Source organism: Allobosea thiooxidans, assembly GCF_900168195.1.
Classification (GTDB): Bacteria; Pseudomonadota; Alphaproteobacteria; order Rhizobiales; family Beijerinckiaceae; genus Allobosea; species Allobosea thiooxidans.
The window spans coordinates 345,308-362,129 of record NZ_FUYX01000001.1 but is presented as its reverse complement, the minus strand read 5'-3'; the positions used below and the strand labels follow the sequence as shown (position 1 = coordinate 362,129).

Annotated in this window: 17 protein-coding genes, 1 tRNA gene and 1 pseudogene; 14 read left to right on the top strand and 5 right to left on the bottom strand. The window is 67.2% G+C overall.

Annotated elements, in window-relative coordinates:
* Positions 1 to 268 precede the first annotated feature (268 nt).
* The 3 genes from B5Y19_RS01760 (at position 269) to B5Y19_RS01750 (ending at position 4,985) form a co-directional block, all read left to right on the top strand.
* The gene (locus B5Y19_RS01760; RefSeq protein ID WP_055726707.1) at positions 269 to 2,677 is read left to right on the top strand and encodes a methyl-accepting chemotaxis protein; all 2,409 of its coding nucleotides are present in this window, start codon (positions 269 to 271) and stop codon (positions 2,675 to 2,677) included.
* Positions 2,678 to 2,798: 121 nt separating this feature from the next.
* Positions 2,799 to 2,874: transfer RNA gene (locus B5Y19_RS01755), tRNA-Ile, on the top strand.
* Positions 2,875 to 3,296: 422 nt separating this feature from the next.
* On the top strand, positions 3,297 to 4,985 hold the full coding sequence (locus tag B5Y19_RS01750; RefSeq protein WP_244555445.1) for a SulP family inorganic anion transporter: 1,689 nt from the start codon (positions 3,297 to 3,299) through the stop codon (positions 4,983 to 4,985).
* A gap of 83 nt (positions 4,986 to 5,068) precedes the next feature.
* On the opposite strand, the gene B5Y19_RS01745 is transcribed toward B5Y19_RS01750, so the two are convergent.
* From B5Y19_RS01745 to B5Y19_RS01735, 3 genes are all read right to left on the bottom strand, one after another.
* Entirely contained in the window at positions 5,069 to 5,503 is a 435-nt protein-coding gene (locus B5Y19_RS01745) for a hypothetical protein (protein WP_055726709.1), read from the bottom strand.
* Entirely contained in the window at positions 5,473 to 6,345 is an 873-nt protein-coding gene (locus B5Y19_RS01740) for an undecaprenyl-diphosphate phosphatase (protein WP_079591028.1), read from the bottom strand. The genes B5Y19_RS01745 and B5Y19_RS01740 overlap by 31 nt, the downstream gene beginning before the upstream one ends.
* Positions 6,346 to 6,793: 448 nt before the next feature.
* Positions 6,794 to 7,075: a hypothetical protein gene (locus B5Y19_RS01735; protein WP_055726711.1), complete on the bottom strand. Its 282-nt coding sequence runs from the start codon at positions 7,073 to 7,075 to the stop codon at positions 6,794 to 6,796.
* Positions 7,076 to 7,277: 202 nt separating this feature from the next.
* On the opposite strand from B5Y19_RS01735, the gene B5Y19_RS01730 reads away from it, so the two are divergent.
* Positions 7,278 to 7,541, top strand: a complete 264-nt coding sequence (locus tag B5Y19_RS01730) for a hypothetical protein (protein WP_055726712.1) — start codon at positions 7,278 to 7,280, stop codon at positions 7,539 to 7,541.
* Positions 7,542 to 7,620: 79 nt separating this feature from the next.
* Here B5Y19_RS01730 and B5Y19_RS01725 read toward each other — a convergent pair whose 3' ends face one another.
* Complete coding sequence (locus tag B5Y19_RS01725) at positions 7,621 to 7,821, bottom strand: hypothetical protein (protein ID WP_055726713.1); 201 nt, start codon at positions 7,819 to 7,821, stop codon at positions 7,621 to 7,623.
* Between the two features lie 317 nt (positions 7,822 to 8,138).
* Here B5Y19_RS01725 and B5Y19_RS01720 point away from each other — a divergent pair, with 317 nt between their 5' ends.
* The 6 genes and pseudogenes from B5Y19_RS01720 (at position 8,139) to B5Y19_RS01695 (ending at position 13,579) form a co-directional block, all read left to right on the top strand.
* Complete coding sequence (locus B5Y19_RS01720; protein WP_055726714.1) at positions 8,139 to 9,134, top strand: ABC transporter substrate-binding protein; 996 nt, start codon at positions 8,139 to 8,141, stop codon at positions 9,132 to 9,134.
* 106 nt (positions 9,135 to 9,240) lie between these two features.
* Positions 9,241 to 9,471 (top strand): annotated as a pseudogene (locus B5Y19_RS26575) (ATP-binding cassette domain-containing protein); the annotation flags it as partial.
* A gap of 26 nt (positions 9,472 to 9,497) precedes the next feature.
* A complete protein-coding gene (locus tag B5Y19_RS01710) occupies positions 9,498 to 10,736 on the top strand; it encodes a beta-ketoacyl-[acyl-carrier-protein] synthase family protein (protein ID WP_055726715.1) in 1,239 nt (412 codons plus the stop codon).
* Positions 10,737 to 10,809: 73 nt separating this feature from the next.
* Entirely contained in the window at positions 10,810 to 11,085 is a 276-nt protein-coding gene (locus B5Y19_RS01705; RefSeq protein ID WP_055726716.1) for a hypothetical protein, read from the top strand.
* A 44-nt stretch (positions 11,086 to 11,129) separates the two neighbouring features.
* On the top strand, positions 11,130 to 12,296 hold the full coding sequence (locus B5Y19_RS01700) for a hypothetical protein (RefSeq protein ID WP_079591027.1): 1,167 nt from the start codon (positions 11,130 to 11,132) through the stop codon (positions 12,294 to 12,296).
* Positions 12,293 to 13,579 carry an O-antigen ligase family protein gene (locus tag B5Y19_RS01695; protein WP_055726718.1) on the top strand — a complete coding sequence of 429 codons (1,287 nt, stop codon included), beginning with the start codon at positions 12,293 to 12,295 and terminating at the stop codon, positions 13,577 to 13,579. Before B5Y19_RS01700 ends, B5Y19_RS01695 begins: the two co-directional genes overlap by 4 nt.
* A 7-nt stretch (positions 13,580 to 13,586) precedes the next feature.
* On the opposite strand, the gene B5Y19_RS01690 is transcribed toward B5Y19_RS01695, so the two are convergent.
* The gene (locus tag B5Y19_RS01690; protein ID WP_055726719.1) at positions 13,587 to 14,852 is read right to left on the bottom strand and encodes an acyltransferase family protein; all 1,266 of its coding nucleotides are present in this window, start codon (positions 14,850 to 14,852) and stop codon (positions 13,587 to 13,589) included.
* 184 nt (positions 14,853 to 15,036) lie between these two features.
* Between B5Y19_RS01690 and B5Y19_RS01685 the strand changes: the two genes are divergently transcribed.
* From B5Y19_RS01685 to B5Y19_RS01670, 4 genes are all read left to right on the top strand, one after another.
* Entirely contained in the window at positions 15,037 to 15,360 is a 324-nt protein-coding gene (locus B5Y19_RS01685; protein WP_055726720.1) for an ArsR/SmtB family transcription factor, read from the top strand.
* A complete protein-coding gene (locus tag B5Y19_RS01680) occupies positions 15,357 to 15,767 on the top strand; it encodes an SRPBCC family protein (protein WP_055726721.1) in 411 nt (136 codons plus the stop codon). The genes B5Y19_RS01685 and B5Y19_RS01680 overlap by 4 nt, the downstream gene beginning before the upstream one ends.
* Positions 15,768 to 15,861: 94 nt before the next feature.
* A complete protein-coding gene (locus B5Y19_RS01675) occupies positions 15,862 to 16,353 on the top strand; it encodes a DUF1801 domain-containing protein (RefSeq protein ID WP_176168537.1) in 492 nt (163 codons plus the stop codon).
* Between the two features lie 47 nt (positions 16,354 to 16,400).
* A complete protein-coding gene (locus B5Y19_RS01670) occupies positions 16,401 to 16,793 on the top strand; it encodes a DUF1801 domain-containing protein (RefSeq protein WP_411914131.1) in 393 nt (130 codons plus the stop codon).
* Positions 16,794 to 16,822 lie beyond the last annotated feature (29 nt).

The window sequence follows — 16,822 nt, the reverse complement described above, 5'->3', positions numbered from 1 at the left end:
CTGATTCAAAAGAATCCACTTTTAAGCGTTCTTTAAGCGCATCCGGACGATGCTGCGCCCCGACAGACCGGGGAAACACCCCGGCCGGGGGATTTTCATGGCTCTTCGATGCGGCACGGCAACCCAGCCGCCTGGCCTGACGGCCGGGGCGGGGAAGGGATTCCCATGCCTGTGGCGATCGGGCCGGCCAGGACCGGCAGCGACCGGGCAGCCCCGTTTTCCTTGAATTCCTTCTCCAGCGTTGCGTGGATATCCGGAGTACGATTTCATGACGAAAGCCAAGCCCGCGCGTAAGGGCAAGCCGCTGCGGATCGGCATCGCGCCCCGGATCTATGCCGCGCTCGGCATGATGACGGCCATGACCATCGTCTCCTCCTCGGTCGCCTGGTTCTCCTATGGCCGTGTCGACCAGACGGTCGAAGACATGATCAAGCAGAAGATGCCGGTGGTCGAGCTCGCGCTCGAACTCTCGCAGGCGGCGACGCAGTCGACCGCGCTGGCGGCCCGTTTCAGCGAGATCGAGACGGTCCAGCAGCGTTCGGCGCTGACCGGCGACCTCGACAGGGTCGAGGGACGCCAGATGGATCTGCTGCGCCGGATCGCCGAGCAGGGCCAGGTCGACAAGGCGAAGGCACAGGCCGCGATCGATGCGCTCTCGCGCCAGATCAACGACATCAACGACCTCACCGGCGACCGGCTGCGCAACGCCACGGAGCAGAGCGAGGCGCTGGCCAGGCTGTCCAAGGCGCGCGAGGGCTTCACCGCGCTCGCCGATTTCGAGACCGGCGACGCCCAGTTCAACGTCAAGATGAACATCGCCAGCGCGACGCAGCTCACCGGCAAGGAGATCGAGGACGCGCTCGCCAGCATCATCGACAAGGATCTCGCCGCCCTGCAGACCGCCCAGGCGCTGCAGCTCCAGGTCAGCGAGATGGTCGGTCTGCTGCGCGAGATCTCGCAGATCGAGAATCGCGAGAAGCTCGACACCGCCAAGGCCCGCTTCACCGCTACCCTGAGCCAGGTCCGCGGCTTCCTCGCCGCGGCCGAGAAGATCCAGCCCAACCAGGCGCGCGGCCAGGCGGTCGAGGCGGTGATCGATCTCGGCGAGGGGCAGGGCAGCCTGATCGCGATCCGCGAGCGCGACCTCGCGACGCGCGCCGCGATCGAGACCGGCCTCAAGGAGACCCATGCGGCGGCCGAGGCGGTGCGCAGCCAGGTGAGCCAGCTGGTGAGCACCGCGCGCAGCGAGGCGGTCTCCTCCGGCGAGGCGACGGGCGCGCTGATCGACCAGAGCAAGCTCTGGCTCGGCGGCATCGGCCTCGCTTCGCTGCTGATCGCGCTGGCGCTGTCGCTGTTCTATGTCCGGCCGATGATCGTCGGGCGCCTCAACAAGCTCTGGGCCGCCACGAAGGCGATCGCCGACGGCGCGCTGGAAACCGTGGTCGACACCAAGGGCAATGACGAGATCTCGGACATCTCGAAGAGCGTGCTGCTGTTCCGCGACAACGCGGTGGCCCTGCGCGCCGCCGAGGCCGCCAAGATCGAGGACCAGGCCCGGGCGCAGGAGCAGCGCCGGCAGATGATGCAGGAGCTGGGCGAGGCCTTCGGCGTGGTGGTCGCGGCCGCTGCCGCCGGCGACTTCAGCCAGCGCGTCGCCGCCCAGTTCGCCGATCCCGAGCTCAACGCGCTCGCCGGCTCGGTCAACACGCTGCTGGAGACGGTCCAGACCGGTCTCTCGGAGACCTGCGAGGTTCTGGCCGAGCTCTCGGCCGGCCATCTCTCGGCCCGCATCGAGGGGCTCTATCAGGGCGCCTTCGCCGAGCTGAAGGATGGCACCAATGCGCTCGCCGACGAGTTCGAGAGCACGCTCGCCCGCCTTGCCGAGACGGTTTCGGCCGTCCGCAGCGCGACGAGCGAGATCCTCGACGGCGTCACCGACCTCGCCGAGCGCACCAGCGAGGAGAGCAACGCCGTCTCGATGGCGACGAACCAGCTCGGCGCCTTCGCCGGCACGGTGAAGAAGACCGCGAGCGAGGCCGCCCAGGCGACCGGCATGGCCCAGAGCGCCGAGGAGCGCGCCCAGCAGGGCGAGAAGGTCGTCGCCTCCGCGCTCGAAGCGATGCAGCGCATCCGCCAGTCCTCGAGCAAGATCTCCGAGGTCATCGCGATGATCGACGAGATCGCCTTCCAGACCAACCTGCTGGCGCTCAATGCAGCCGTCGAGGCGGCGCGCGCCGGCGATGCCGGCAAGGGCTTCGCCGTGGTCGCGACCGAGGTGCGCAGCCTCGCCAAGCGCTCGGCCGATGCCTCGAACGACGTCAAGAAGCTGGTCGAGGCCGCGCATGGCGACGTCAAGGTCGGCGTCGGCCTGGTCGAGGAGACCTCCGCCATGTTCGGCGCGATCGTCTCGGCGGTGAACGAGCTGACCGGGCTGATGAACGGCATCTCGCAGACCGCGCGCAGCCAGGCGACCGACGTCTCGGCGATCAACACCGAGATCGACGGCATCGGCACGATGGCGCACCAGAACGCGGCGCTGGTCGAGGAGACCAATGCGGCGCTGGCGCTGACCGACGAACAGACCCGCGCGCTGACCGAGCACATCGCCCGCTTCTCCTTCCGCGAAGGCCATGCGGCCGGGCATCGCGACGGCGCGGAGATGGCCACGGCGGCCTGAGTGCCGCCGCAGCCTGGGACATTCCATCGGAAGGGCCCCGCGTCGCGGGGCCCTTTTCATTTCCGTTGGGAGAGGCGTTCCGGCCTTGCTTGCGGGGCGCTCGCGATGCTAGGCGGATTTTGGGCCGGTAGCTCAATGGTTAGAGCTCGCTGCTCATAACAGCGCCGGTGCCGGTTCGAGTCCGGCCCGGCCCACCAATATCTCAGCCTGTCATTGAAAAGATTGCGCTTTTTGCCTGATCTTTCCCACTGTCTGCAACCCGGCTGAAAAGCGGGAAAGTTCTGTTCTAGTTTTCTTCCTCGGATGAGGGCCCGATCGTTGGCGGCTACCGGCCGATCGAGCTTGCGATCGCGGAGCACATAGAGCCCCTGCAGCGACATCTGGTCGAGCGGCACATCAGCGAAGGTGCCGGACGCGGAACGGACTGCAGGATGGGGTCCGGAAGTGTCATGACACTCACCCCGTTCGTTCGAAGACCATGATGCGCATCGTTTCGCCGGCCGCGAACGCGCCAGCGCGAAGACCTGCAAGCTGCTATAGTTGCAACCGTTTGGGCTTCGCATGCAACGTGGGACCGGTCATGTCGCGTGATGGACCTGTGGCCGGTCCGGGCCGCCCTTTGGAAAGCCTCCCGCTTCCTGCAAGCCTGGGGCGCAATCTGCTTGCCGGCCTGACGCTGGCGGCGATCACCATCCCCGAGCAGATGGCGACGGCGCGCCTCGGCGGCTTCCCGGTCCAGATCGGCTTGTTCGCCTTCGTCGCGGGGACGCTCGGTTTCCTGCTGCTGGGCGTCAGCCGGGTTCTCACCGTCGGCGCCGATTCGACGATCACGCCGATCTTCGCCGGCGCGCTGGCCACGCTGGCAGTCGGCGGTGCCGTCGCTCCCGCCGCAGCGCCGACCCTCGCGATCCTGGTCGGCGCTCTGCTGCTGCTCGCTGGAATCCTGCGTTTCGGCTGGATCGCCGATTTCCTGTCCACGCCGGTCGTGGCGGGTTTCCTGGCCGGTATCGCCGCCCATATCGTCGTGTCGCAATTGCCCGGCCTGCTCGGGCTCCACGTGCAGGCGAGCAGCCTGGTTCCCCGGCTTGCGGAAATCTGGACGGAGCGCGCATCGAGCCATCCCATCTCGGCTCTGCTCGGGCTCGGCGTGCTCGGCGTCATCGTGTTCTGCGAAAAACGGGCAGCGGCGCTGCCGGGAGCGTTGATCGCCTTCGCGCTGGCGACGGCTGCCGTCATGGCTTTCGACTTGCGGAGTCATGGCGTCGCAGTGCTCGGCTCATTGCCGAAGGGCCTGCCGCCCTGGCCCGGCTTCGCCTTGTCCTGGGCCGATTTCCGGGCACTCCTGCCGCTCGCCCTGATCATCGCGCTCGTCGTGATGATGCAGACGGCGACCGTCAGCCGCTCCTTCCGCGAGCCTGATGGCCGCGCGAGCGATGTCGGGCGCGACTATCTCGGGCTGGCGGGTGCCAACCTGCTCGCCGGTCTCGCCGGCGCGTTCCCGGTCAATGCCAGCCCGCCGCGCACGGCCATGGTCGTGGAAAGCGGCGGCCGCAACCCCGTCGTCGGGCTTGTCGCCGCCGCGCTGGTCCTGGGGCTCGCGCTGTTCGGCACCGATATCCTGGCCGATGTCCCGGAGGCGGCCTTGGCCGGGGTCCTGTTCTTCGTCGCCGGGCGCATCCTGAGGATCGGCCCGATCGTGCAGATCGCGCGCCAGAGCCGGCCGGAATTCGCGCTCGTCCTGCTGACCGCGCTGGCCGTCGCCCTGCTGCCGATCGAGAGCGGCGTCGCCATCGGCATCGGTCTTTCCCTGCTGCACGGCATCTGGATGACGACCCGCAGCCATCCGGTCGAGTTCGGCCGTATCCCCGGGACGACGGTGTGGTGGCCGCCGGAACAGGGCAAGCCCCCGGCGACGCTCCCGGGTATTCTCGTCGCCGGCTTTCCCGCTCCCCTGCTGTTCGCGAATGCGCTGGGCTTCCAGCAGGAACTGCTCGACCGGCTCGTGCGGCAAAAACCGAAGCTGCTCGTCCTGGAGGCCAGCGGCATTGCTGCCATCGACTATACGGCAGCCCAGGCGCTCCTGGCTGTTGCCCAGGCCTGCGAGGCGCAAGGAACGGTTTTCGCGATCGCGCGGGTTGAATCGGTGCGGGCCCGCGTCGCGCTCGATCGTTTCGGCGTCGTCAGCGCCATCGGGGAGGACCGAATCTTCCATAGCGTCGACCAGGCCGTGACCCGATGGGGAAGCGATGCCGTCGCCGGGGCGACGACCACCGATGGTGCGGCCGGATCGTCGCTGCCATCCGCGTAGCCGATGTTCCCGGCCTCGGGATTGCCATGCACCGCACGCGGGCTCACGGCAGGTGAGGGGCGCCGGCCGTGCCTCCCCGTGCATCACTCGCGGTTGGATCGCCAGTCGAGCTCGACCGCGCTGCGGCCCTGGGTGGCATTGTAGCGCACCGCCGATGTGATCGAGGCTTCCACCGCCGCCCGATCAGGCCCCATCGGACAACCGATCGTCTCGTACCGCACGGCCTGCTGGCCGAGCCAGGCGATCCATTGCCGCTCGACGGTGTCCAGGGGGCCGGAGGCCGCGAATGGCTGGGAAATGTAGAAGCGACGGGTCTGGTCGGAACCCGCATAGCAGTAGCGCCAGTCCGCCACGGGACCCGCAAATGCTGCGCGCGCGCCCATGCAGAGCAGAAGGAGCGCGGCGATCGCGAGCCCTTGCCTGCCGATCCCGCAGAGGCGCTTCACATGAGCGGCGATGTCGACCGAGACGTTTCTGGGCATGGGCATCAAGAAGGCCAGCGAGCGGCGACGGCCCATAACAGGAAGACACCCATCCCCGCCCGGTAGATCACGAAGATCCAGCTCGACATCCGTTCAAGATAGCGCATCAGCCCCGAGATCGCGACGAAGGAGGCCAGCGAGCCGGCGACCAGGCCGACGGCCAGGAGCGCCACGGCATGCGCATCGATCCCGGCGCGCGCGATCTCCCATGCCTCCTTCAGCCCGGCGAGAGTGATGGCCGGCAAGCCGAGAAGGAAAGACAGTCGCGCCGCTTCGGCGCGCTTGAAGCCGAGCGCCATCGCGGCCGTCAGGGTCGAGCCGGAGCGCGACACGCCTGGAATTAGCGCGCCGATCTGGGCCAGGCCGATCAGCAGGAAATCCCGGACGTCCGCCTGGGTGGCTGTCCGTCGGTGGCTGGCAAACCACTCCGTCGCGGCCAACAGCAGCGCCATCGCCAGCGACGCGGCGCCGATCACGCCGAGCGAGCGCAAGGGCGAGCCGCAGCGATTGAGCATCGGCGCCAGCGCCACGCCGGCGATGACGATCGGGATCGTCGCGAGCACGACACCTAGCGCCAGCCGGGCGGGCTCCGCCGTGAATTGGCGGGTCCTGAGGCCATCGAGAGCCCCGCCAGCCATGCTGCGGATATCGCGCCTGAAATAGCTCACCACGGCCGCCAGTGCCGCGAGCTGCATCAATGCCGAGAAGGCCGAACCCGGGTCAGGCCAGCCCAGCAAAGCCGGGACTACCCGCATATGGGCGGTGGAGGAAATCGGCAGCAGCTCGGTGACACCCTGAACAAGCCCGAGCACGATGATCTGACCGAAGTCGAGCGTGGCGAACCCGATATCGAGTCCGGTAGAGCAAGCGGTGGCCATAACGAGGGGTCTCGTGAAAAACTGCTTTGCGCCAAGCACAAAGCGTTCCGACAAGAGACCGCCGGATCGATGCTCAGTCCTTGTGATCAACGAGGCAGTTTATCGCTTCAAAACAACAGCTTAATTGGCGCGCCCATTTCGGGGCCTCCGCCATGGAGCTTGGGCCTCCGTTCCAAATTTTGTTGCTTTCACCAATTTTGCGAGACGCGCCGACATGAGCCCGCATCGCTCGCGACTAGCGTCGCCTCTTGCGGGTTGACCGTGGCTGGCCTGCCAGAGTGGAAGAGGCGCTTCGTCCCGCCACGGGAGCAAGTTCGAAACGACGGGGTGTCCTCGTGTGCCCACCGGGCTGCGATCGAGGCTTCTGTGAGGTCGGCGGCCCGCTACAACCCAGGGGCTCGGCAGGCGAACGGTCGATCCGGACCGGGCGCCGGAGTCTTGAGCGAAATCAGGTGTTCTTTCCGCCGGATGGTTGCGTAGCTGCGGTGATGGCCGCGATCAGCCGCTGGCGATTGTCGAGCATGAAGGACGTGAACGTGTCCTGTCCGACGATCGATTTCAGCATGGCCGGCAGAAGGTCGTAGAGCTTGAGCGAGAGACTGCTCATCGCAGCATCGTCATTGACGAGGCTGGAGGCCTTCTCGCCGAGGAAATCCGTGAGGAGATGCTGGTTCTGGGTTGCCAGCGCGACGATCTCGGCTTCGACTTTGTCTTTGACGGCTTCGAACATGAGGCACCTCGGTCGATCTCATTCGGAAACTAGCGCATTCTTCAACGTGCTGGCCATGAGAACGAGCGAGCGGCTTGGCGTCCGATTGCTGCCGCTATTCGTTCAGCAACCATTCAATCGGCCGGGCGCGAACTCCGATCATCCGACAGCCGGCCCGGCGACTGCCTGGAACCGATCCCCCGGGTTAACGGTGGACGATGACATGAACCTCTCGCGCTATCTGCTGCCGATGGCCGCACTCGCCATGATGACGGGCTACGCCGCCGCGCAAATGCCAGCCCCCTCTGCTCCGGCCGCCAAGCCGGCGGCGACGGCTCCCGCACCGACGGCTCCTTCCGGGAAGAAGGCCATGACGTCTTCGCCTGACAGGACTGCCAAGTCGAAAGCCTGCTCCGATCAGGCGGATCAGAAGGGGCTTCACGGCAAGGCCCGCAAGAAGTTCCGCGACGCGTGCAAGAAGGCCTGATCGGGGCCGCGCGGCTGGGTCGGAGCGGGGGCGGTCCGACCCAGGCCGAAGGCGGAGGAGCGGTGGTGGCGCTGCCGGCTCAGGCGGCTTCGGCGACGACCAGCCCCTGCTCGACCAGGATCGTGCGCGGACACAGGCAGCCAGCCTCGTTCGGGGCCGGCCCCCAAGCGCCCTGCCACTCGAGATGACCCTGCTTCCAGGCTTCGACAATGGCGCGCCATTGCTTCCGTAGGTCCGAGGATTTGCGGCGGCGAACCGATCCGCTGTTCCGCTTCGCCATGGTAGTCTCTCAACTATGCTGCGATGCACCAAAGATTGTGCGACGCAGCATGATATGGGGTGATCGGGCGCCCAGCTACCCTCGTTTCGACAGGGTCAGCATGTGCGCGGATGCATGGCGAGGGTTGGCTCTCGCGTCACGCCTTGCTTATCCGCGGGCGCTCGTCGCCTGCCGTCCAAGGCGCTGGAACACAAAAACGTCGGTCTCCGGACCGAAAGGTTGGCGAAAGGTTGACGGGCTACTGGCCGATAAGCCGGCGACAAGCCTCCTCACCAAGCGAGGCGAACCGGGTAGGAAACCAAACAGGGAGCCTTGCCATGCGCATGCGCGCAGCCATCCGTTCTTTCGCCTTCATTTCGCTTTTTGCCGCCACCTCGGCTTTTGCTGCGGACAAGGTGACCATCATGGTCGGCGGCTACGAGAAGCAGATCTATCTGCCGGCCAAGCTGGCCGAGAGCCTCGGCTACTTCAAGGATGAGGGGCTCGATGTCGAGTTGCTCAACGAGGCGGCCGGCGTCGATGCCGAGAACGAGATGCTCGCCGGCGTGGTCCAGGGCGTCGTCGGCTTCTACGACCACTGCGTCGATCTGCAGGCGAAGGGCAAATTCGTCGAGTCGGTCGTCCAGTTCAGCCAGGCACCGGGCGAGGTCGAGCTCGTCTCGAACAAATACCCCGACGTGAAGTCGATGGCCGATCTCAAGGGCAAGAATCTCGGCGTGACCGGGCTCGGCTCCTCCACCAACTTTCTGACCCAGTATCTGATGGTGAAGTCGGGCGTGCAGCTCGCCGATTTCACCTCGGTGCCCGTCGGTGCCGGCGCCACCTTCATCGCCGCCATGCAGCAGGACAAGATTCAGGCCGGCATGACCACCGAGCCGACGATCTCGCGGCTGCTGAAGACCGGCGAGGCACGCGTCCTCGTCGACATGCGCACGGTCGAACAGACCAAGGCGGCACTCGGAGGCACCTATCCGGCGGCTTCGCTCTACATGACCACGGCCTGGGTCGAGAAGAACCGGCCGACCGTGCAGAAGCTCGCCAACGCCTTCGTCAAGACGCTGAAATACATCAACACGCACAGCGCCGAAGATATCGCCGACAAGATGCCGAAGGACTACTATGTCGGCGACAAGGACGGCTATGTGAAGGCGCTGGCCGACGGCAAGGCGATGTTCACCGCCGATGGCGTGATGCCGCAGGGCGGCCCCGAGACGGTTCTCGCCGTGCTCTCCGGCTTCTCGAAGAACATCAAGGGCAAGCAGATCGACCTGTCGAAGACCTACACGACCGAGTTCGTGAAGGCTGCGAAATAGGCCGCACGCCCCCGGGGGGACGGCCGGCGCGATCCGGTCGCTCCTCCTTTGTCGCCTTTCATCGAGCGCCCGTCCGTGACGCCGCCATTGCGGCGAAGGAGGTCCCATGCCTGCAACCGACGCGGCCGGCAGCCCGGTCGTCGAGCTGGTCAACGTCTCGCGCCGCTTCATCACGCCGGACGGCAAGTCGATGACGGCGATCCGGGACTTCAACATGAGCGTGGCGCGCGGCGAGTTCGTCGCCGTCGTCGGCCCGACCGGCTGCGGCAAGTCGACGACGCTCAACCTCGTCACCGGCCTCGCGCGGCCGTCGAGCGGCGAGGTCCGGCTCTTCGGCCAAGCTCTCCTCAAGCGTGCGCCGGCATGAGGCGCGTCGCAATCACCGGCCTTGGCGCGGTTTCGCCGGCCGGATTGACCGCCGCGACGACCTGGCAGCGTGTCGTGGCTGGGGAGACGGCCATCGGGCCGTTGCGGCTCCCGCGCATGGAGGATGTCGGCTGCCCGGTTGCGGCGCAGGCTCACGCTTTCGATCCCGATGCGCATTTCAGTGCGAAGCGTCAGACATCTCTCGATCGCGTCTCGCAATTCGCCGTCGTCGCGGCGCGGGAAGCGGTCGCCGATGCGGGCTTCCTGCCCGAGGATCCCGGACTGGCGAAGGCGGATGTCGTGATCGGTATCGGCGTCGGCGGCATGAACACGCTGGATGACAGCTTCCATCGGATTTATGGCGAGCGTGGGCGCGGGGTCCATCCGCTCACCATCCCGAAGCTGATGACCAATGCTCCGGCAAGCCAGATCTCGATGGATCTCGGCCTGCGCGGCAATACCTTCGCGGTGGCGAGCGCCTGTGCTTCCGGATCCCATGCGATCGGTCTGGCCTTCCGGGCGATCCTCCATGGCGATTGCGATATCGCGCTGGCGGGCGGTTCCGAAGCCTGCATCACGAACGGCACATTGGTCGGCTGGAGCGCCCTGCGGATCCTGTCGCGGGACACCTGCCGTCCTTTCGCGCGCAACCGGAATGGCCTGGTGCTCGGCGAGGGCAGCGCCATCCTTGTTCTCGAGGAATGGGAACGAGCGGTCGCCCGCAATGCCCGCATCTATGCCGAGCTCGTGGGGTTCGGTGCCAATGCCGACGCCGGCGACCTGACCTCTCCCGATCAATCGGGAGCTGAAGCGGCGATGCAGCGTGCCATGGCGAGCGCGGGCCTCGCTCCCAGCGCGATCGACTACGTCAATGCGCATGGCACCGGGACGTTGATGAACGACATCGTCGAGAGCAGGGCCATTCGCGCGGTCTTCCCGGCCGACGACCTGCCGCTGGTGTCCTCGATCAAGGGCGTCCTTGGCCATTGCCTGGGCGCTGCCGGCGCGCTCGAAGCGCTGGCGACCACGTTGACGCTGTATCATCAGCTGGTTCCCCCCACGGCCAACTGCGCGGAACCGGACGAGGAGTGCGGCCTGGATGTCGTGGCTGAAGGCGCGCGGCCTGCGAGCGTGCGGCACGCGCTATCGAATTCGTTTGCCTTCGGCGGTCTCAACGCCGTTCTGGCCTTCAGCGCGTGGAAGCCGATCCCATCCGCCGCGAGCCCGGCGATGTGATCGCTCCGGGAAGGCCCGGAGACCTCGACGGCGCTCCGCTGGATCGCTCGGGCCCCGGTCCGGTGAACCGGCCATGCTGACCGTCCCGGCCGAGAATGCTCTGCAGTTCGAGGCGCGGATCAACCCGTCGGATATCCGTCAGATCGTGTTCGGCCGGCCGACAGTGATCCAAGCGGATATCGCGGCCGCCGCCGAACCTCTCCGTTCGGCGCCTGCGATTGGTCCCACGCTTCCATCTGCTTTCGAGTTCTGGAGGAGAGCTCTGCGACACGTCGCCAACGGCGAGGTTTACCCGCAGATCGACCCCGCATTCGCGGGATTAAGGGTCGGTTCAAGGGTTTCGATCTAACAGGGCAGCGGGCCCCGCGCGCATGGATGGCGAACAGCTCCAGGATGACCGCAGATCTCGCCCGCTTCTCCAGGGCTGCCTCGCTGCTCTCATCGCGCGGCCTCGCCTGGGTCGCGACGCTGGCCGTCGCGCTGCTCTTCATGGGCGGCGCGCTGCTGCGCCCGGAGAACAATTTCGACGCGATCACCTATGCCGCGCTCGCCAAGCAGTTCAGGGGCGAGGCGGGGCATGCGGCCGCCTATGAGGAGATGCGGGTGGCGGCCGGGCCCGAGGCCTTCGGCAAGCTGGTCGGCGGGCCCTATGGCGCGCGCATGGCGAGCGACGAGGCCTATTTCCAGGCCAATCTGCCGTTCTATGCGAGCAAGCCGCTCTATATCGCCGCCGTCTCGCTGCTCGGCCGGCTGACCGGCAGCGACCTGCTGGCGATGTCGCTCGTCAGCGCTGCCGCGACCGCCATCGCGATCGTGCTGTCGTTCTTCCTCGGCACGCGGCTGCTGCCACCGCAGGCGCTGCTGGCAGTGCCGCTGGCCTGGTTCGTCGCGGCGGGGCTGAAGACGGCGACGCTCAGGACGCCCGATGCCCTGGCGATCATGTTCCAGATCGCCTTCGTCCTGGCCTGGCTCAACGACCGCAGCGACTGGCGCCGGACGCTCGTCCTGACGCTTCTCGCGGTGGCCTGGGTCGCGACGCGGAGCAACGCGATCCTGCTGCTGGTGTTCCTGCTCGCCGCCGAATGGCTTTATGCCGGCGGGCGGCGGCAGCTCCTGCCAGCCCTGTTCGTCGCTGCCGCAGCGGTCGCGACCTATCTCCTGGTCGGCCGGCTGAGCGGCAATCTCGGCCATGTCGTGCTGTTCAACTTCGCCTTCGTCGACCAGCCCGACGCGATGAAGTTCCCCAATTTCGCGATCTCCGCCGTCGGCTACGCCAAGGCGGTGATCTATGGGCTGTTCGAGGCGGCCACGAACCATCCGGAATTCCTGCTGACGATCGTCGTGCTGGCCTGCCTGGGCGCGGCGGATCTGGGCCGCCCCAAGGCGGTATCGGCTTTGGAAGCGCGCATCCGGGCGCTGGCGCCGGCCATGCTCGTCACCATGATCGTGCATTTCCTGCTGTATCCGGCGGCGTGGGAGCGCCTTTTCGTCGGCTTCTACGTGGTGACGGTGCTGCTCGTCGCCCGCTGGGCCGCGACGGTGTCCGGCCGCGCGCCATGACCGCGCTCACCGCGCAGAGTTCGACGCGGGAGGGGGCCGATTTCGGCTTTCGCAGCTTCGTCTTCATCGCCTCGCTGCTGCTCGCCTGGATCTCGACGGCGCCGTTCAAGGGCGACGGGGCGGAGAACTACGCCTCCTCGAACGTGCTGAACCAGCTGTTCTTCACCGGGCTCGCCATCGCCGGGATGGCGGCGCTCTGCCGGATCGACGGCAAGCTGGTCCGGAGCTACTGGCGGGCCTCCTGGGCGCTGATGTTCGTCTGGATCCTGTTCAGCGTCTTCCGGTCCGACGATTTCGCGGTCTCGCTGCGGGCCTTCCTGTTTCTGGTGACGGTGACGATCATCGCCGGCGCGAGCGTGCTGATGCCCACCGGACGGGCGCATTTCGCCTGGATGATCGCGCTGGTCGCGCTCGTGCTGCTCGGCCTGAACTATCTCGGGCTCCTGGTCTGGCCGGATCTTGCCATGCACACCGCCGCGGATCGCAACGAGGCGCAGCACGCCGGCTCCTGGCGCGGCTCCTTCGACCATAAGAGCATCGCGGGCAGCATGATGGGGGTGCTGTTCTTCGTCGGGATCTTCGTCTTCCGCGCCGGGCTCAGGCTGCGGGGCATCGCGATCACGGCGCTCGCTTTGGTCTTCCTGCTCAGCACGCGCTCGAAGACCGGCATCGGGCTGGCTCCGGCGGTGCTGGGGCTGAGCCTGGCCTGCAGCTGGGTCGAGAGCAGCCGGCTGCGCACGATGCTCGCGCTCGGGCCCTTCGCACTGATGGTGACGTTCACGCTGGGATCGGTGCTGCTGCCGCCGGTCGACCACATCCTCCAGGCGCTGAGTCCGGGACAGACCTATACCGGCCGCACCGAGATCTGGGGTTTTGCGCTCGACCGGCTCGCCCAGCGCCCCATCGTCGGCTTCGGCCTCGAGACCTTCTGGGCGAGCGATGCGGTGAAATACGCCGAGATCGGCGAGAACGAGACCGGCATCTCGAGCGGCATGCCGCATGGCCACAACAGCTTCCTCGACGCCGCCGTCCATTTCGGCATCGTCGGCCTGCTGCTCGTGGCGGTCGTCCTCGTGATCGCGCCGATCCGCGACTACAACCGCGCCCGGCAGTTCCCGGAGAACAGGCTCATCGCCGATCTCATGCTGCAGATCTGGCTGTTCACCATCTACTCCGCCAATCTGGAGAGCTTCTTCTTCCGGCGGGCCGATCCCGTCTGGTTCGCGCTGCTCTTCGCCGTCATCTATCTGCGCTTCCTGTCGCGATACCGGACCGCGCCCTGAGCGCGGCTCAGGATCGGTGCGGGCGGGGGAAGGCCGGCGCGTCACAGCGCACGGGGACGGTGGCGAGAACGGGCTGGGGCGACGGCTCGAACCGAGGCTCGCCCAGGCGCGCCGCGAGGCGCCTCGACAGGCGCTGGCAGGGGCGCTCGATCGCGACATGGGCGAGCAGGGCGACCGCGACGACCGCGACGACCATCGCGCCGAGGGCGAGCGTTCCGACCAGCGGCCCCTGCACGCCGAAGCCGTAGAAGCGTTCGCCGCTCATCGTGAAATCGCCGACCAGATCGAGGTCGGTCAGCTTCTCGACCAGCGTGGCGGCGTTGATCATCCGGCTCTGGACGAAGATGTGGACCATGTAGATCGCGTAGGACAGCGCCCCAAGCCAGAGGAAGGCGCGCCGGCGCAGCATGTGGCTCACCAGCCCGGCCTCGCGGGCAAAGACAAGCAGGGCGGCGGCGAAGACGAAAGGCGCGGCGATGCCGGCGGCGTTTCCGCCCGCCAGGGCGACGAAGGCCGCGACGGCGGCGAGCGCGGCGCATTCTACCGCGGTCCAGAGCAGGCGCCGGCTGGGCCCCCGCCGATGGGCTGCGACCAGTCCCGGACCCGCCACGACATAGACCAGCGCACCGAGCGAGAAGCCGTAGAGGCAGCGCAGGAAGCCGTAATCCCAGGTCGCGTTCATGTAGTCCGGCGAGCGCAGATAGAGGATCGCGGGGCCGGCGAGGATGGCGGGCAGCAGCGCGAGCCAGTAGCGCCGGCCGAGCGCGACGACCGCCAGGCCGAACAGCAGATAGGTCCAGAACTCGGCGGCGATGCTCCAGCTCGGGCCGTTCCAGCTGAGCCCGCCGGCCAGGCCGAGCCCGTCGAGCAGGGCGAAGCTCGAAAGGAGCTCGGGGACGGTGTGGCCCGCACCGAACGGCGCCGGTCCCGCGCCCCGGAGCGCCGGAACCAGCAGGCGGGCGACCTCCCAGGCGGCGAAGGCGAGGAGAACGGCGGCGTGGAGCGGATAGATCCGCCCGAAGCGCGTCACCACGAAGCGCGCATAGTCGAGCCCTCCCGACAGGCGCGGGGCGAAGCCATGGGCGATCACGAAGCCGGAGAGCACGAAGAAGTAATCGACGAAGAGGAAGGCATTGCGCAGGAGCGCGCTCTCGCTGAGCGGGCCCGAGGCTGGGAAATGCATCATCGCCACCATCAGCGCGCAGATGCCGCGCCAGGAATCGAGCGCCTCGAAGCGGACCGGCGCGGGTCTGGCTGGATCGAAGCGGGGCATCTCTTCGTCGCCTTTCTCAATTCGGCACGGCGACACGACATCGCCCCATGCAAGCTGGCGGGGCAGGGCAAGGGGCATGCCGGCCGGCCCGATCGAGGCTCCGAACTCCCAAGCTCCCGGGATTGACGGTTCTATAACTGGTCGGTTATGAATCCGTTCAATAACCGATGAGTTATGGGTCAGGATGTCGAATGCTCATGACAGGCTCTTTCGCGCGCTTGCGGATCCGACGCGCCGTGCGATCTTCGAGCGGCTTTGCCGCGAGGGCGAGCAGACGGTCGGGGCCCTGACGGCCCAGGCCGGCGTCTCGCAGCCGGCCGTATCGAAGCATGTCGCGGCACTCAAGCAGGCGGGGCTGGTGCGGGATCGCCAGGACGGCCGCCAGACGCATTACAGCGTCCTGCCCGGCGCCCTGACCCCGCTGATCGACTGGACCAGCCGGATGGCCGGGTTCTGGGAAAACCGGTTCGACGATCTCGAAGATCTGCTCAAGAGGATGGATCAATGAACGACATGGCGAGCGCAACGCAATCCGTTTTGGTCGAGCGCGAGATCGCGCATCCGCCGGAGAAGATCTGGCGCGCGCTCACCCAGCCGCATCTCATCGCCGAATGGCTGATGAAGAACGATTTCCAGCCGGTGGTCGGCCATCGCTTCGATTTCAGTGCGGAGTGGGGCTCCGTCTCCTGCGAGGTGCTCGAGATCGAGGCGCCCAGGAGCCTGTCCTACAGCTGGGGCGACCATGAGCTGAAGACGGTGGTCACATGGACGCTGGCGCCGGCCGGCGCCGGGACGCTGCTGCGAATGGAGCAGACCGGATTCCGCCCCGACCAGCCGCGCTACTTCCATGGCGCCCGGAGCGGCTGGCCCCGCTTCCTGGCGGCGCTGGAAGAGTTGCTCGCACGCATGGGCTGATGGCTGCCGCCGCGATCCGGTCCTTGTTCCAGGATAGGCTCCCGAGCGGGGCGTATCCTGGAGGGGCGGGGCCGGCCCGCCAACGGATGGGAGTGTGACATTGGCCGAAAAGCCGGCGAAGAAGCCTGCCACCACGAGAAAGGCAGCCGCTGCGCGGAAGCCTGCCGGCGCCAAGGCCGACGGCAAGCCCGTCCTGCTCTCGGGCGGGAACCCGCAGATCGCGAAGGCGGATGGGGACGAGGCCGTGCAGGCCTATATCGCGGCGATGCCGGACTGGAAGAGCGATGTCGGGAAGCGCCTCGACGCGCTCATCGTGCGGACCATCCCCGATGTCCGCAAGGCGGTGAAATGGAACTCGCCGCTCTATGGGGTCGAGGGGCAAGGCTGGTTCGTCGGGCTCCATTGCTTCACGAAATACATCAAGATCGCCTTTTTCCAGGGCGCGTCGCTGCAGCTTCCGCCGCCGGTGACCTCGCGGCACCAGGATACGCGCTATTTCCATATCCATGCCGATGATCCGTTCGAGGACGAGCTTCTCGCGCGCTGGATCGCACAGGCGGCGCAGCTGCCGGGCTGGGTTCCCTGAGGGCGATCCGGCGCCCGGCATACGGACGCAGAACGAAGGAGATGAGCGTGACGAGCAAGAGCGGCACGGAGAACGGCCAGTCGCCGTCACGGCTGATCGACGAGCGGATCGAGAGCCTGGGCGATTGGCGCGGCGCGCTGCTCTCACGGCTGCGGGGGCTGATCCGGCAGGCCGATCCAGAGGTGGTCGAGGAGTGGAAGTGGCGCGGCGTGCCCGTATGGTCGCATGGCGGCATCATCTGCACCGGCGAGACCTATAAGAGCGTGGTCAAGATGACCTTCGCCAGGGGCGCGGCGCTCGCCGATCCGGCCGGCCTGTTCAATGCGAGCCTCGACGGCAATGTCCGCCGCGCCATCGATTTCCGCGAGGGCGATCCGGTCGACGAGGCGGCGCTGAAGGCGCTCGTGCAGGCGGCAGTGGCGCTGAACACCGCCCGCTGATCCGAACATGCGGGGCGGCGGGGGCGCAT

Bases quoted from the DNA above. Each gene is read 5' to 3' on its own strand.
- B5Y19_RS01760 (WP_055726707.1), top strand. From the start codon at position 269: ATGACGAAAGCCAAGCCCGCGCGTAAGGGCAAGCCGCTGCGGATCGGC.
- B5Y19_RS01745 (WP_055726709.1), bottom strand. From the start codon at position 5,503: ATGGGCCGTCGCCGCTCGCTGGCCTTCTTGATGCCCATGCCCAGAAAC.
- B5Y19_RS01740 (WP_079591028.1), bottom strand. From the start codon at position 6,345: ATGGCCACCGCTTGCTCTACCGGACTCGATATCGGGTTCGCCACGCTC.
- B5Y19_RS01735 (WP_055726711.1), bottom strand. From the start codon at position 7,075: ATGTTCGAAGCCGTCAAAGACAAAGTCGAAGCCGAGATCGTCGCGCTG.
- B5Y19_RS01730 (WP_055726712.1), top strand. From the start codon at position 7,278: ATGAACCTCTCGCGCTATCTGCTGCCGATGGCCGCACTCGCCATGATG.
- B5Y19_RS01725 (WP_055726713.1), bottom strand. From the start codon at position 7,821: ATGGCGAAGCGGAACAGCGGATCGGTTCGCCGCCGCAAATCCTCGGAC.
- B5Y19_RS01720 (WP_055726714.1), top strand. From the start codon at position 8,139: ATGCGCATGCGCGCAGCCATCCGTTCTTTCGCCTTCATTTCGCTTTTT.
- B5Y19_RS01710 (WP_055726715.1), top strand. From the start codon at position 9,498: ATGAGGCGCGTCGCAATCACCGGCCTTGGCGCGGTTTCGCCGGCCGGA.
- B5Y19_RS01705 (WP_055726716.1), top strand. From the start codon at position 10,810: ATGCTGACCGTCCCGGCCGAGAATGCTCTGCAGTTCGAGGCGCGGATC.
- B5Y19_RS01700 (WP_079591027.1), top strand. From the start codon at position 11,130: ATGACCGCAGATCTCGCCCGCTTCTCCAGGGCTGCCTCGCTGCTCTCA.
- B5Y19_RS01695 (WP_055726718.1), top strand. From the start codon at position 12,293: ATGACCGCGCTCACCGCGCAGAGTTCGACGCGGGAGGGGGCCGATTTC.
- B5Y19_RS01690 (WP_055726719.1), bottom strand. From the start codon at position 14,852: ATGCCCCGCTTCGATCCAGCCAGACCCGCGCCGGTCCGCTTCGAGGCG.
- B5Y19_RS01685 (WP_055726720.1), top strand. From the start codon at position 15,037: ATGTCGAATGCTCATGACAGGCTCTTTCGCGCGCTTGCGGATCCGACG.
- B5Y19_RS01680 (WP_055726721.1), top strand. From the start codon at position 15,357: ATGAACGACATGGCGAGCGCAACGCAATCCGTTTTGGTCGAGCGCGAG.